The organism is Pseudoalteromonas rubra (assembly GCF_005887095.1).
GTDB classification, from domain to species: Bacteria; Pseudomonadota; Gammaproteobacteria; order Enterobacterales; family Alteromonadaceae; genus Pseudoalteromonas; species Pseudoalteromonas rubra_E.
Genome location: NZ_PNCI01000007.1, coordinates 36,472 through 50,396, shown reverse-complemented (window position 1 = coordinate 50,396; position 13,925 = coordinate 36,472). Strand labels below are relative to the sequence as shown.

The following is a 13,925-nucleotide window of genomic DNA, read 5'->3' as shown; positions in this document are numbered from 1 at the left end:
TTTACAAGTGAGCAATAATAACACAACTGATTTAGCCTTTGATAAAGCGCATATCTGGCACCCCTATACCTCCATGCTGGATCCCCTGCCCGTTTACCCGGCTAGCCATACCCAGGGCAACCGTATCCACCTGGAAACAGGCGAAGAATTAATTGATGGTATGGCATCCTGGTGGAGCGCCATTCATGGCTATAACCACCCCGATATCGTAACTGCAATTACTGAGCAAGCAGGCAAGATGAGCCATGTAATGTTTGGCGGACTGACCCATGCCCCGGCGGTTGAGTTGTGTAAAAAGTTGGTTGCCATGACCCCGGCTCCCCTCAATAAAGTGTTTCTGGCAGACAGCGGATCGGTCAGTGTTGAGGTGGCGATTAAAATGGCTCTGCAGTACTGGCTGAGCCAGGGCCATACACGCAAAACTAAACTAATGACAGCGCAAAAAGGCTATCATGGCGACACCTTTGCCGCCATGAGTGTGTGCGATCCGGTAAATTCTATGCACAGCATGTATCAGGGCTTTCTGCCGGAGCATATTTTTGTGCCGGCACCCTCCGGGCGCTTCCATGAACAGGCATGTGAAGAAGAGCTTGCGCAACTTGAAGCGTCATTTGCAGCCCATCATCAGGAGGTTGCCGCGTTTATCATTGAGCCTATTGTACAAAACGCCGGCGGGATGAACTTCTATCACCCGGATTACCTGAAAAAGCTCCGCACACTGTGCGACCAATATGATGTTTTGCTGATCCTCGATGAGATAGCGACCGGCTTTGGCCGTACCGGAAAATTATTTGCCTGCGAGCACGCCGACATTAGCCCGGATATTCTGTGCCTGGGTAAAGCCCTGACCGGTGGCACCATGACACTGTCGGCAACGCTCACCACAGATGAGATAGCCATTGGGATCAGTCAAGGCGAAGCCAAAGTACTAATGCACGGCCCCACTTTTATGGGTAATCCGTTGGCCTGTGCTGCTGCAAATGCAAGCCTAAGCCTGTTGCAAACGAATGCCTGGCAACAACAGGTCCAACGGCTGGCGAATAGTTTAACGTTGCTCGAGCGCTGTAAAAGCCTCGATGCGGTGCAGGATGTCAGAGTGCTGGGGGCAATCGGGGTGGTTGAAGTAAACCGCACCATAGATGTAGCAAAAATACAGCGCTTTTTTATTGAAAAAGGCTTGTGGATCCGCCCGTTTGGCAGGCTGATCTATCTGATGCCTCCGTATATCACACCGGATGAAGATATCGCGCAACTGGCTGATGGGATTTATGACGCCATCGCACAGAACGCGTACTAGCTTTCCTCAGCACAGCTAAAAAGTGCGATAATAAAAGCAAAATTGGCACTTTTTTTGCCAATTTTGCAATTATTTAAGATATTTCATCGTTTGTACCTGAAATCATTTCATGGCTTTGTTAGACTAGGCGACTTTGATTGTAAATTTCGAAATAGAGTTGAGAATCGAGTAACTATGCAACAAACCGTCAAATTGCAGCCAGCTGAAGCTTATCAGCCACCGCGCTTTACTGTTTATCAACACCGTCAGATTGATAAAATTGAGCAACTTGAAAAACTGCCTGAGCACCTGCGCTTCCAGATGAAGGTGGTTGCAAACGTTTTCCCTTTCCGCGTGAACAACTATGTTATTGATGAACTGATTGACTGGGACAAAGTACCTAACGATCCTGTTTTTCAGCTTACTTTCCCTCAGCGTGGCATGCTGGACGACGAGTCGTACGAAGAAATGGCCGCACTGCTTAAGCGTGAGCACACACCAGAAGAAGTTTTTGAGCTATCAACTAAGTTAAGACAAAAGCTTAATCCGCATCCAGCCGGTCAGATGGATAAAAACGTCCCCACCTTTGACGGTGAGCGCGTTGAAGGTATTCAGCACAAATACAAAGAAACCGTGCTGTTCTTCCCGGCACAGGGCCAGTACTGCCACTCTTACTGTACTTTCTGTTTCCGCTGGGCGCAGTTCGTTGGTAAAGCAACCCGCTTTAACAACAACGACGAAGATCTACTACACAGCTATCTGGAAGAGCACACAGAAGTGACCGATCTGCTTATGACAGGCGGTGACCCTATGGTTATGCGTACCGTTAAGCTACGTAAGTACCTGGAAGCGCTGAAAGAGCCACGCTTTGATCATATTCGTACTATTCGTATTGGTACTAAGTCTCTGACTTTCTGGCCATTCCGTTATGTGACCGATCCGGATGCGCAAGACTTGTTAGCCCTGCTTAAAGAGCTGGTCGACGCTGGTAAGCACGTGTCTATTATGGCGCACGTTAATCACAAGCAAGAGCTACGCACCGACATTGCCAAAGAAGCGATTAAATTGCTACGCAAGACTGGTGTACAGATCCGTACTCAGGCTCCTTTACTTAACCACCTCAACACCGACCCTAAAATGTGGTCTGAGATGTGGAAAGAGCAAACACAAATGGGCATGATCCCTTATTACATGTTCATTGAGCGTGATACCGGTGCTAAGCGTTACTTTGAATTGCCGCTTTACAAGACCTGGGAAATCTTCCGTGACGCCTATAAAGAGGTATCGGGTGTAAGCCGCACAGTGCGTGGACCTTCGATGAGTGCCGGACCGGGTAAAGTTGAAGTCTCTGGTGTGACAGAAATCAACGGCGAAAAAGTGTTTGTATTGCGCTTTATTCAGGCTCGTAACCCGGATTGGGTGCAAAGACCTTTCTTTGCTAAATATGATGAAGAGGCAACCTGGCTGGATGGCCTTAAGCCGGCATTTGGCGAGGAAAAATTCTTCTGGCAGGACGAATACGAAGCCATGTAAGGGTTCAAGTTACAAGAAAGCCGACAACATTGTCGGCTTTTTCTTTTCTGATAATCGCTTATTGCAACTACCACTCAAACATATAGGCCATTTTACTGATGGTTCTCAGTGCCACACCATGAGTGTTACGTTTGGCATATAGGTGCTGCATTGACTTATCTTTCACTTCGCCGACTATCACTTCTTTGACCTGATATCCCATCGCCTGTGCTGCACTGGTGTAAGCAACAAACTCCCAGCGTTTGATATTGGTGTTATCAGCTATCACCAGCGGGATCCCCTCAGCCAGCGCATTGATAAAGCGCGCCAGGTTCAGATTATGGTATTCCGGCAGCCTGAACTTTTCAAAATGATATTCGCCCTGCTCATTATGAAAGTAATCATCGGTAGAACAAATGATAAATTGCGTTTCATCGCCTGCTACCAGCTCGTCTGCCAGTGCGTAAGCGTAATGTGTTTTCCCAGAGCCAGGTAATCCCCGTAATATAAATGCCTGTTTCATCTATTGAACGACTTATATCCAGTTTTTCTTAGTAGTAGGCGGATATAATGCCATAAATTTTGCATTTAAGTAATTCATCAGGCAAATGGCACGCAGTTTTTACTTGGTAATCAGCAAACGACGGCACACTTTTCATAATAAATAGCTCCGGGGTGAGCAAATATCGTTCGTTCTTTTGCCTGCGCCCCCTAAATAAGGGAAAAAAGCCTTAAGAAATTACCTCAGACCCTCATTTGGTGGTTTTTTTATATGTCCATCGCAGGTAAGATACGACATAGCTGACTGCGCAAAAAGCGTGGTCATGGCAGTGAGTTAAACAACACACGCAACAGACTAATTATAAATAATCATTTTGGAGTAAAGATGAGCCACACAGCGATAACGGAGCTACTAGCAGGCACCGTTGCGGTAGACAGCCAGGTTACTGTAAAAGGCTGGATCCGTACACGACGCGATTCAAAAGCGGGTATTTCATTCCTAGCCGTCCATGACGGTTCTTGTTTCGATCCTATTCAAGCCGTAGTCCCTAATTCGCTTAATAATTATGAAGAAGTGACTCGTCTTACCGCTGGCTGCTCTGTGGCCGTGACCGGTGTTCTGGTGGCCTCTGAAGGTCAGGGCCAGGCTTTTGAAATTCAGGCTAACAAAGTAGAAGTACTGGGCTGGGTTGAGAATCCGGATACCTACCCGATGGCAGCAAAGCGTCACAGCATTGAATATCTGCGTGAGCATGCTCACCTGCGTCCACGCACCAACGTTATTGGCGCGGTTACTCGCGTTCGTAACTGTTTGTCGCAAGCTATCCACCGTTTCTTCCACGAAAGAGGCTACATGTGGATCAGCACCCCTATCATCACAGCAAGTGACTGTGAAGGTGCGGGCGAAATGTTCCGTGTTTCTACACTGGATATGCAAAACCTGCCACGCACAGACAAGGGCGACATTGATTACAGCGAAGACTTTTTTGGTAAAGAAGCTTTCCTGACCGTATCTGGTCAGCTGAACGGCGAAACGTATGCCAGCGCCATGTCAAAAATCTATACGTTTGGTCCAACATTCCGCGCGGAAAACTCGAATACCTCGCGTCACCTGGCGGAATTCTGGATGGTTGAGCCGGAAGTAGCGTTTGCCGATCTGGACGACATTGCGGCCCTTGCCGAAGACATGCTGAAATATGCCTTTAAAGCTGTATTGGAAGAGCGCCGTGACGACATGGAGTTCTTCGCACAACGCATCGAAAAACAGGCAATCACGCGTCTGGAATCCTTTATCGACAAAGACTTTGCACAAGTTGATTACACCGATGCGATCGAGATCCTGAAAAACTGTGGTAAGAAGTTTGAATTCCCGGTTGACTGGGGCGTAGACCTACAATCAGAGCACGAGCGTTACCTGGCAGAAGAGCACTTTAATGCGCCGGTTGTTATCAAAAACTACCCGCGTGACATCAAAGCTTTCTACATGCGCCAGAACGAAGACGGTAAAACCGTTGCCGCAATGGACGTTGTTGCACCGGGCATCGGTGAAATCATCGGTGGCTCTCAGCGTGAAGAGCGTCTGGATGTGCTTGATAAGCGTCTGGAAGAAATGGGTCTGGATAAAGAAGACTACAGCTGGTACCGCGACCTGCGTAAATACGGCACGGTGCCGCACTCAGGCTTCGGTCTGGGCTTTGAGCGCTTAGTTGCTTACGTAACCGGTATGGGCAACGTCCGTGACGTTATCGCCTTCCCGCGCACCAAAGGTAGTGCAACTTACTAATCTTATTTAGTTTTAAAAAGCCCCGCTTGGGGCTTTTTTTATGCCTGTTGGACTTATTTATTGCGCTGCAACATAATTCTGGCACGCGCCCAACTCGCTGTACCTGTGCGCATGTCCTTCGGTCATAGGCGCAACCCCATGCAAAGGTCCCCCATTTATCCGCCAGTTTTTTCCTGCAAAGCTCACGACATCTCCTGTGTGATACACACTCGGGTAAGCTTGCCAGGACTCTGCACATGGCTGGCATTTAGGTAAAACTTCCCCAATGGCATCCAGGAGCTTATTCTCACCGCGCGCGTCCTGATGCAACTCCCAGATAAAAATGCCCGGATAGCCATTGTCGGCAACAAACTGTGACTTGGTACGTACCAGCTCCGGCGTCTCCCAAAAATGCAGGTAGTTATCCAGCTCATAGAATCCAGCATTATAATCTACGCCGAGTCCGTCAACGAAGGTTTCGACAATGTCTCGTGCCGTATAGGTCATGACAGGGCCACTCACACCGTCCGGGAAGGACTTATTGTAAAAAGGAATACCTAAGCTGGTTTTGCTCACGTCATACTTGGTGATCATGCTTTGGCTCCATTGTGCAGGATTAACCAGGCCATCATGGATATAAGACCAGGCAGCATGATGGTTTTTAGGTGAGCCTCCCCACCCTCCGGTATAGTCATAAGCCATGAAGCGTATGTAATCGGCATGCTCATCTAAGTCGGGATGAAAGTTAATTCCGGACCAGCCACCGGCCTGAACATCTACACTGACCTCCAGGTGCGCAGGTAATGCCGCTCTCAAGTCTTTGACCAGGTCCAGCAGATAACCACTCTCGACTGGGTTTGGCTGGTTGTATGTACTCCAGTCTTCCCAGTCGACATCGATACCATCTAACTTGTGTAACTCAGCATAAGCAACCAGATTCTTTACCAGGTTAGCCCGAGCCTGCTCATCCATAGACAGAAAGTCGACTCCGGCTCCGCCCACTGAAATCATGACACCGGTATTGTTGGCATGGGCGTGTGCCACTATGTCATCGATATAGCGATCAGCTTCAAGTGTATTCAGCGTGCCATCGGCATTGGGATAGGCAAATGCCACTATAATATGGGTGAGCTTATCGGTAGCCAGGTCCTGAACATCCAGTTGACCACCCGCAGGGTAATCCCAGGTAGAATAAAAGCCTTCAACTCGTGGACAGAAAGCCTCTTGTGCCCATGCAGACTGCATTGACAGGCCGGATATAGCCACAGCTAAAGTAAGACAGGTTTTCTTAAACATAACGCGCTCCATGTTGTATAAATATTAAACACAACAAATATCACGTTAACAAAAAATTTAAAATTGAAGATTTATAATAATGGAAAAGATTAGCGAAGCACTGAAGGGGTAAAAATAAAGGCCGCTTACATTAAACGGCCTCTGGCGTTAGATTATAGTACTTCTAACAGCTCAACATCGAAGATCAATGTAGAGAAAGGTGCGATTGATGCACCGGCACCACGCTCGCCGTAGGCAAGGTCGTGTGGTACATACAGACGCCATTTAGAGCCAACAGGCATTAGCTGTAGTGCTTCAGTCCAGCCTTTGATTACGCCATTTACTGGGAACTCAGCAGGCTGACCACGCTCGTAAGAGCTGTCGAATACGTTACCGTTGATCAGAGTACCGTGGTAATGAACACGAACAGTTGAATCAGCTGCCGGCTTGTCGCCTTCACCTGTTTCAATTACTTCGTACTGCAGACCAGACTCAGTGACTGTGATTTCAGCGCGCTTGGCATTTTCTTCCAGGAATGCAGTGCCTTCAGCAGCAAGTACTTTAGCTTCTTCTTCACGACGCTGTTGAATTTCTGCATTGATTTTTTCGAATGCAGCCTGGATCTCAGGGATCTCGACACGGAATGCTTCACCGGCGTAGGCATCTTTCATACCTTCAAATACCGAGTTCAGGTTCAAACCTTCAAACGGGTTAGACTTAAGCTGCTCACCCATTTGCAAACCAATACCATAACTTGCCTTTTCAGCATCTGTGTTGAATAAATCTGACATATTAGATCCACTTATTTATCAGTTTAAAAGAAGCGGCAGTGTATCACAGCACACAGATGACTAACAGGGAGGCGAATAACTTTATAGAAACAGCAGGATTGGAGGTAATGTGCAGGCAGCCCGGCTGCCTGCGAATCTTGTGAGTGGCTTGCGCCTATTGCGTTTTGCTGTAACTTTTCTGTTTGAACTCTCTGACGATGAAAGTGGCAAATGGCAAACTGAGCGTCAAACCTATGATTAACTCGTTACTGTACCCTGCCAGGCGCTCAGTAAAATAACAGCCGAAGCCAACGACGCCAAACACAGCAATGACCACACTGGCTACCATAGGAAACAGCTTTTCATACTTGGTGATGATGTGTCCGACAAGCAAGTTGAATATGAAAGTGTAGAGCAAGGTGATACCGATACTGGGATACGCCTGCCCGTCAATTGCCAATACCAAAGCAGCCTGCAGGCCACTCAAATAAAAGAAACTAAAAATCACCCATAACGAACTATGAATAACAACTTGCTTAGTCATCACTGCCTCCTAACGAAAAAAACCGCCGTATAGGCGGTTTTGGGAATGAGGTGGCGGAGAGATAGGGATTTGAACCCTAGATACGCTATTAACGTATGCCGGTTTTCAAGACCGGTGCTTTCAACCACTCAGCCATCTCTCCGTTGTTGGCGCGCATTCTATTGCGCCACGGCGTAAATGTAAAGCCTTAATTTAAGATTTTGCAAAAGTAATGCTTAGATGGTTATCTTTCATTCATCCTGCTTAATCTAAAGCGTAGCCAGCTAATAATACTGTCTCGGTCTTCTCGCAAATAGTGCACCTATTACACTTACCCCAATACAAATCAGTATCACAAATGCCATATCAACGATGCCCTGTGTTGGATCAATTACCGGGAATAAATGTTCAATGAAAATGGGGATAACAGACATAACCGTCACACAACTGAGCACCTTAAATGCGCGACTAAAGTCAAAGCGTCGACTATAGTTCATCCAGCTGGTTAATATGAGCAAAAAACAACCAGGTGACAACAGTGCAAGCCACACCTCACTAATGTGCGGTAGTATGATACCAGTAGAAATACACCCTAAAATACCCCAGACAATCCAAGTCCACCAATTCTCCCGTTCTTTCAAAAATAGATTGCCCATTACTATTCTTCTTATAATTGTGCTCTGAGACTGCTACGCTTTAGCCTAACAAACATTCAGGTCACAAAACAACCGCAAGACCGATAATTAGTGGACAAAGTTCCTTTTTTAATGACAAATCACAGTTTCAAAGACCGAGATAAGAAATTCACTTTCAGTAAGATCATTCACCTATGTCTTCATTCCATAGATCAGGGCGGGCTTTGATAAAATCGTCCATCATAGTGATGCATTCAGGATCCTGACGAACATCCAGTTCTACACCATTTTCACGAAGTAACGCTTCATTACCCATAAAGTTTTTGTTTTCCCCTATCACCACTTTCGGTATACCGTAAAGCATGACAGTCCCTGAGCACATTGGACAAGGCGACAACGTGGTATATAAAGTACACTCTTTGTAAACCGCAGCGCTCAAACGGCCGGCATTTTCCAAGGCATCCATTTCGCCATGTAGCACCGTACTCCCCTTCTGGACTCGCTGATTATGCCCACGTCCAATTATTTGGCCTTTATGAACCAGCACAGAACCAATCGGGATCCCCCCTTCATCAAGCCCTTTTTTCGCTTCTTCAATCGCCGCAGCTAAAAACTTATCCATCGTTGCACTCCTGATGTTTATACCAATTTGAATATGAAGACGGATCGTCCTCAACTTCTCCCAAGCTAGCATGTAATTGAGGACAAAATAAGAATAACCTAACTCTGATACGGCGGTGCCATCTGAGCAAATTAACGCTGTACCTGATATCTGTATTGCTGGTTGAGCTGTTGAGCCTGCACATCGTCAACAACGCCTTGTTTGCTCAATACCGCAATAATTGAGCCCGGCTTTCTCGCGAGGTTTACTGCGATTTTATCGATCTCTACATTCCCTTTGTATTGCTCCAGCACCTGCTCTATGTCTTTTTCTGACCAGGGTAACCCATAATTTTTCGGTAACCCTTTCTCGAAGTTTTCCTGCTGTTTTTGAGCCAGAGTTTTCTTTACTTTTTTGGCCTTGGGCTGCCACTGTAAAGACTGAAAAAGGGCCCTAATCACGTCTGGGTGGTTATAAGGCGACTGTGCGGGCAGGATCTCTCCTGTGATGGGGTCAATGCCATTAGCCAGGCCATGCACTATGCTGGCCACTTGTTGCTGGTCCATATCAGCTCCTTGATGTTGATACCAATGCGTAAACTTCCTGTAACAATATTAGTGTAGCAGGCTTATACATGTTGGGGGATTTTTCCCTTGATTAAATATCCAGCACAACTTGGATGTTAACGCATAGAAGTGATTTTGGACGCTGTAGTAGCTGGCCTAAGGTTGGCACAGCAAGACCAGCTATTTAGAGCTAGCTGGTCTTAAGTCTGAGATGGGACTGGGTTTAAAGACCCCTGATTGATTCGTTGATGGCGCTCAGGGCTTCCACCGGATTAGTAGCCTGAGTGATAGGCCTGCCAACCACAAGATAATCACTACCCGATTTTATTGCCAACTCAGGTGTCATGATGCGTTTCTGATCTCCGGCATCACTCCCCGCAGGACGGATCCCCGGTGTGACCAAGCAAAACTCATTGCCTAATTCAGCCTTGAGGGTTTGTGCTTCCTGCGCAGAGCACACAACACCATCGAGCCCTGACTCTTTTGCCAGTTTTGCCAAGTAAAGCACCTGCTCTTGAGGCGTTTTATCTACGCCCAGTTTGCTGAGCTGTGCCTGGTCCATGCTGGTCAGCACTGTTACTGCAATCAACAGAGGGGCTTTGTCTCCATAAGCTTCGAGTGCTTGTTTTGCTTTGCTCATCATTTCGGTGCCACCACTGGCATGCACGTTAACCATCCAAACACCCAGCTCGGCTGCCGCAGTTACAGCTTTAGCGACAGTATTTGGGATATCATGAAACTTCAAATCCAGAAATACATCAAACCCTTTATCGATCAGCTTTGAAACAAACTGAGGACCGAAGTAGGTAAACATTTCTTTTCCAACTTTTAGTCGACATTCATTCGGAGAAAGCTGGGATACAAACGCCAGCGCAGCAGCTTCGTTGTCGTAATCCAGTGCAATAAGCACCTTTTTCATTTCTGTGTTTGACATAGTTGACCTATTTCACCTTCTAACATGTCGATTTTTAATACCCGTCCACGCCCTGGCTTGGCAGTATTGACTCCCAAGACTTACAGGAAGGACATAACCAATAGAGTTTGTGGCTGGTGAAACCACAGTTGCGACACTGGTAGTCTGGCTTTGTTGCTACATAGGCAGACACCAGATTGTCTACTTCATTTAATACAGACTGAAACTTATCTTGTCTTTGGGCGAGCAATTTAAGTAAAAAACTAAAACCACGGATTGATGGTTCACGCTTTAGTGTGTCTGTAAGATATTCAACCGCTTGCTCTGTATTGCCTGCTTCCATTAGACCTTCGCAGTGTTTTATTTTTACCAATACACCGCTGGCTGTGAGCAGATCATTCACCAGCGTATAAAATTCGTGCTCAATATTAAGGCGCTGATAACAAATTTGCAGGTCTTGCAATACAAGCGGGATGGCACAAGGGAATTGTGAAACCAACTTACGCCAATAATAAATAGCTTTGACATTATCCTCTTTGCCCAGAGCATCATGGCCTAGTTCAAACAGTGGCCTAATAGTGGTTTTTGGTAATTTGAGTGCTCGCTCAAAATACTCTGTATCACACTGGTCCTGAGCTGGCCTTTCAAGTGCAGCTTCACAATAAAAATTGGCAATGGCGGCACAATAAACTTGTTCGGTAAACAGATCCGAATGGCTCTCATACATATTGACGCCCTTTTGCCATTCGCGCGTTTGCGAGTAAAGCTGAATTATGGGCGTCAGTGCTTCTTCATAGTCTGCTTTAACCAGCTCGACCAAATGTTCTTCTGCACTGTCTAATAAACCTGCCATGATGTAGTCTTCGGCAAGAGCTAGCTTACAAGACTGAATAACCTGAGTATCCAAGCTGGGTTGCTTTAGCAATAGCTCGTGAATGCGGATGGCTCGATCGAGCTCACCCCTTTTGCGGAATAAGGTGGCGAGTATGAGGTAGTGCTCTACGGAGTCGGCACTGACCTCTAACAATTTTATCAGGTGTTCTAGACCCTGATCTTCTTCTCTATCTAAAAGAAACTTTAATCCTTTGCTGTACTCCGAAGTAATCTTTCGGTTTTGTTCATGAGCTTGATTCTTAGCACTGTTTTTCCCCATGACGTAGCCATAAGCAGCTGCTACCGGAAGCAATAGGAAAAGTAACTCAATCATTTACTGTTTTGCGCTTGCGTCGAATGATTGACTCTCTGCTGCTGGCGAATTTGCCTTTTTAACTGCGTTATTTTGCCAATGCCCAGCAACACCCCTAGCACTAAACCGAATACCACACACAGGCTCATTAAACTGGCCAACGGTACTTCTGAACTGGCGATGATATAATCCACTCTGACCAAAGCTGGGTTTTGTGTTCCCAGTACGAAAGCGATTATCACCAGTACCAAAAATAATCCTTTTCTTACTACCTGGATCAAGCGTTACCTCTTTATTTAGCTTTCAAGACTGGCATTTACGCGGTCGCGAAGTTCTTTACCAGGTTTAAAATGAGGTACGTACTTTCCATCCAGCTCTACGGTTTCACCAGTTTTAGGATTGCGACCTGTACGAGGTGAACGATAGTGGAGTGAAAAGCTACCAAAGCCGCGGATTTCGATGCGATCCGAGCTTGAAAGTGAACCTGCCATCTGCTCTAAAATCTCTTTTACCGCATTTTCAACGTCTTTGACTGGAACGTGAATATGTTGCTCAGCAAGTTTTTCGATTAGTTCTGACTTTGTCATAGCGTTTCCTTTAGATAAAAAAGAAGGGCAAAAGTGCCCTTCTATTCAAGACTGAGTATTAGTCTTTTTGAGCGTTTTTGAAAGCTGCAGCCATTGCATTTTCGAATGCTGGCTCTTCTTTCTTCAGCTTCTCAAGCGCTTCTTTCTCTTCAGCTTCGAAGATAGCTTTAACAGATAGGCTGATAGTACGGTTCTTACGATCAACACCTACAAATTTAGCTTCAATTTCGTCGCCTGCAGAAACAACGCTAGTTGCGTCTTCGATGCGCTCTTGTGCGATGTCAGCAACACGGATGTAGCCTTCAACGCCTTCGATAAGCTCAACAGTTGCGCCTTTCGCGTCAACATCTGTCACTTTACCTTTAACAATAGCACCTTTTTTGTTTGCGTCTAGGTAGTTATTGAAAGGATCAGCTTCGATTTGCTTAACGCCTAGTGAGATACGCTCACGCTCTGGGTCAACCTGAAGAACGATTGCAGAGATCTCGTCGCCTTTCTTGTATTCACGTACGGCTTCTTCGCCAGGCGTGTTCCAAGAAATGTCAGACAGGTGTACAAGACCGTCGATACCACCGTCAAGACCGATGAAGATACCGAAATCAGTGATAGACTTGATCTTACCAGTAACTTGGTCGCCTTTGTTCTGTAGACGAGCAAATTCCTGCCAAGGGTTAGCTTTACACTGCTTAAGACCAAGAGAAATACGACGACGCTCTTCGTCGATTTCAAGAACCATAACTTCAACAGTGTCACCTAGTGAAACAACTTTTGAAGGATGGATGTTCTTGTTAGTCCAGTCCATTTCAGATACGTGTACCAGACCTTCAACGCCTTCTTCGATTTCAACGAAGCAACCGTAGTCAGTCAGGTTAGTAACACGACCAGTCAGCTTAGCGCCTTCTGGGTAACGGCCAGCGATAGCTGCCCAAGGATCTTCGCCAAGTTGCTTAAGGCCTAGAGAAACACGCGTCTTCTCTTTGTCGAACTTAAGTACTTTAACTGCGATCTCGTCACCAACATTTACGATTTCGCTTGGGTGCTTAACGCGCTTCCAAGCCATGTCAGTGATGTGAAGTAGGCCGTCAACACCGCCCAGATCTACGAACGCACCGTAGTCTGTCAGGTTCTTAACGATACCTTTAACTTCTTGACCTTCAACAAGGTTAGCCAGCAGCTCTTCACGCTCTTGTGAGTTTTCAGACTCGATAACAGCACGACGAGAAACAACTACGTTGTTACGCTTCTGGTCAAGCTTGATTACTTTGAACTCAAGCTCTTTACCTTCAAGGTGTGTTGTGTCACGTACTGGACGAACGTCAACAAGTGAACCAGGTAGGAATGCACGGATTGAATCAACTTCAACAGTGAAACCACCTTTAACTTTACCGTTGATGATACCAACAACAGTTTCTTGTTCTTCACAAGCTTTCTCAAGGCGGATCCAAGCTTCGTGACGCTTCGCTTTCTCACGAGAAAGAATAGTTTCACCGAAACCATCTTCGATTGCGTCTAGTGCAACATCTACTTCGTCGCCAACAGCAACTTCTAGTTCACCAGCAGCATTTTTGAATTGCTCTGCAGGGATTGCACTTTCAGACTTAAGGCCAGCATCTACAAGAACAATGTTGTTCTCGATTGAGATAACAGTACCTTTAACGATAGAGCCTTGCTCTGCTTCAAAACCCTTTAGGCTTTCTTCAAATAACTGCGCAAAATTTTCTGACATACTAAATACGTCTCATAAATAAACATTCCAATTAGCAACCATGCTGCATGGGGTGGTTAATATAACGTCGGCTTCCTGCCAACGCGGTAAAA

At 46.2% G+C, this 13,925-nt stretch carries 14 protein-coding genes and 1 tRNA gene; 3 read left to right on the top strand and 12 right to left on the bottom strand.

Features of this window, described 5'->3' with window-relative positions; genetic code table 11:
- Positions 1–7: 7 nt before the first annotated feature.
- A complete protein-coding gene (bioA, locus tag CWB99_RS02750) occupies positions 8–1,297 on the top strand; it encodes an adenosylmethionine--8-amino-7-oxononanoate transaminase (RefSeq protein WP_138552563.1) in 1,290 nt (429 codons plus the stop codon).
- A gap of 174 nt (positions 1,298–1,471) precedes the next feature.
- Positions 1,472–2,809 carry a KamA family radical SAM protein gene (locus CWB99_RS02745; RefSeq protein ID WP_125717577.1) on the top strand — a complete coding sequence of 446 codons (1,338 nt, stop codon included), beginning with the start codon at positions 1,472–1,474 and terminating at the stop codon, positions 2,807–2,809.
- Between the two features lie 67 nt (positions 2,810–2,876).
- On the opposite strand, the gene CWB99_RS02740 is transcribed toward CWB99_RS02745, so the two are convergent.
- A complete protein-coding gene (locus tag CWB99_RS02740) occupies positions 2,877–3,311 on the bottom strand; it encodes an AAA family ATPase (RefSeq protein WP_046004386.1) in 435 nt (144 codons plus the stop codon).
- A gap of 363 nt (positions 3,312–3,674) precedes the next feature.
- Here CWB99_RS02740 and asnS point away from each other — a divergent pair, with 363 nt between their 5' ends.
- Complete coding sequence (gene asnS, locus CWB99_RS02735; protein ID WP_054015032.1) at positions 3,675–5,072, top strand: asparagine--tRNA ligase; 1,398 nt, start codon at positions 3,675–3,677, stop codon at positions 5,070–5,072.
- Between the two features lie 57 nt (positions 5,073–5,129).
- On the opposite strand, the gene CWB99_RS02730 is transcribed toward asnS, so the two are convergent.
- The 11 genes from CWB99_RS02730 to rpsA form a co-directional block, all read right to left on the bottom strand.
- The gene (locus CWB99_RS02730) at positions 5,130–6,347 is read right to left on the bottom strand and encodes a glycoside hydrolase family 18 protein (protein ID WP_138552564.1); all 1,218 of its coding nucleotides are present in this window, start codon (positions 6,345–6,347) and stop codon (positions 5,130–5,132) included.
- Positions 6,348–6,499: 152 nt separating this feature from the next.
- The gene (locus CWB99_RS02725) at positions 6,500–7,117 is read right to left on the bottom strand and encodes an FKBP-type peptidyl-prolyl cis-trans isomerase (protein ID WP_054015030.1); all 618 of its coding nucleotides are present in this window, start codon (positions 7,115–7,117) and stop codon (positions 6,500–6,502) included.
- A gap of 154 nt (positions 7,118–7,271) precedes the next feature.
- Positions 7,272–7,640 carry a hypothetical protein gene (locus tag CWB99_RS02720; protein ID WP_138552565.1) on the bottom strand — a complete coding sequence of 123 codons (369 nt, stop codon included), beginning with the start codon at positions 7,638–7,640 and terminating at the stop codon, positions 7,272–7,274.
- A gap of 51 nt (positions 7,641–7,691) precedes the next feature.
- Positions 7,692–7,782, bottom strand: a tRNA-Ser gene (locus tag CWB99_RS02715).
- Positions 7,783–8,438: 656 nt separating this feature from the next.
- Entirely contained in the window at positions 8,439–8,876 is a 438-nt protein-coding gene (locus CWB99_RS02705) for a nucleoside deaminase (protein WP_138552567.1), read from the bottom strand.
- A gap of 131 nt (positions 8,877–9,007) precedes the next feature.
- Complete coding sequence (locus CWB99_RS02700) at positions 9,008–9,421, bottom strand: hypothetical protein (protein ID WP_138552568.1); 414 nt, start codon at positions 9,419–9,421, stop codon at positions 9,008–9,010.
- Between the two features lie 223 nt (positions 9,422–9,644).
- A complete protein-coding gene (pyrF, locus tag CWB99_RS02695) occupies positions 9,645–10,355 on the bottom strand; it encodes an orotidine-5'-phosphate decarboxylase (protein ID WP_138552569.1) in 711 nt (236 codons plus the stop codon).
- 34 nt (positions 10,356–10,389) lie between these two features.
- The gene (gene lapB, locus CWB99_RS02690; RefSeq protein WP_138552570.1) at positions 10,390–11,541 is read right to left on the bottom strand and encodes a lipopolysaccharide assembly protein LapB; all 1,152 of its coding nucleotides are present in this window, start codon (positions 11,539–11,541) and stop codon (positions 10,390–10,392) included.
- Positions 11,538–11,801, bottom strand: coding sequence for a lipopolysaccharide assembly protein LapA domain-containing protein (locus tag CWB99_RS02685; protein WP_138552571.1), 264 nt, complete (start codon positions 11,799–11,801; stop codon positions 11,538–11,540). Before CWB99_RS02685 ends, lapB begins: the two co-directional genes overlap by 4 nt.
- A 15-nt stretch (positions 11,802–11,816) precedes the next feature.
- Positions 11,817–12,107, bottom strand: a complete 291-nt coding sequence (gene ihfB, locus CWB99_RS02680) for an integration host factor subunit beta (protein WP_046004371.1) — start codon at positions 12,105–12,107, stop codon at positions 11,817–11,819.
- 58 nt (positions 12,108–12,165) lie between these two features.
- On the bottom strand, positions 12,166–13,833 hold the full coding sequence (gene rpsA / locus CWB99_RS02675; protein ID WP_010384522.1) for a 30S ribosomal protein S1: 1,668 nt from the start codon (positions 13,831–13,833) through the stop codon (positions 12,166–12,168).
- Positions 13,834–13,925 lie beyond the last annotated feature (92 nt).

Coding starts and splice junctions, on each gene's coding strand:
- CWB99_RS02720 (WP_138552565.1), bottom strand. CDS start 7,640: ATGACTAAGCAAGTTGTTATTCATAGTTCGTTATGGGTGATTTTTAGT.
- CWB99_RS02740 (WP_046004386.1), bottom strand. CDS start 3,311: ATGAAACAGGCATTTATATTACGGGGATTACCTGGCTCTGGGAAAACA.
- pyrF (WP_138552569.1), bottom strand. CDS start 10,355: ATGTCAAACACAGAAATGAAAAAGGTGCTTATTGCACTGGATTACGAC.
- ihfB (WP_046004371.1), bottom strand. CDS start 12,107: ATGACAAAGTCAGAACTAATCGAAAAACTTGCTGAGCAACATATTCAC.
- CWB99_RS02705 (WP_138552567.1), bottom strand. CDS start 8,876: ATGGATAAGTTTTTAGCTGCGGCGATTGAAGAAGCGAAAAAAGGGCTT.
- rpsA (WP_010384522.1), bottom strand. CDS start 13,833: ATGTCAGAAAATTTTGCGCAGTTATTTGAAGAAAGCCTAAAGGGTTTT.
- asnS (WP_054015032.1), top strand. CDS start 3,675: ATGAGCCACACAGCGATAACGGAGCTACTAGCAGGCACCGTTGCGGTA.
- lapB (WP_138552570.1), bottom strand. CDS start 11,541: ATGATTGAGTTACTTTTCCTATTGCTTCCGGTAGCAGCTGCTTATGGC.
- CWB99_RS02730 (WP_138552564.1), bottom strand. CDS start 6,347: ATGTTTAAGAAAACCTGTCTTACTTTAGCTGTGGCTATATCCGGCCTG.
- CWB99_RS02700 (WP_138552568.1), bottom strand. CDS start 9,421: ATGGACCAGCAACAAGTGGCCAGCATAGTGCATGGCCTGGCTAATGGC.
- CWB99_RS02725 (WP_054015030.1), bottom strand. CDS start 7,117: ATGTCAGATTTATTCAACACAGATGCTGAAAAGGCAAGTTATGGTATT.
- CWB99_RS02745 (WP_125717577.1), top strand. CDS start 1,472: ATGCAACAAACCGTCAAATTGCAGCCAGCTGAAGCTTATCAGCCACCG.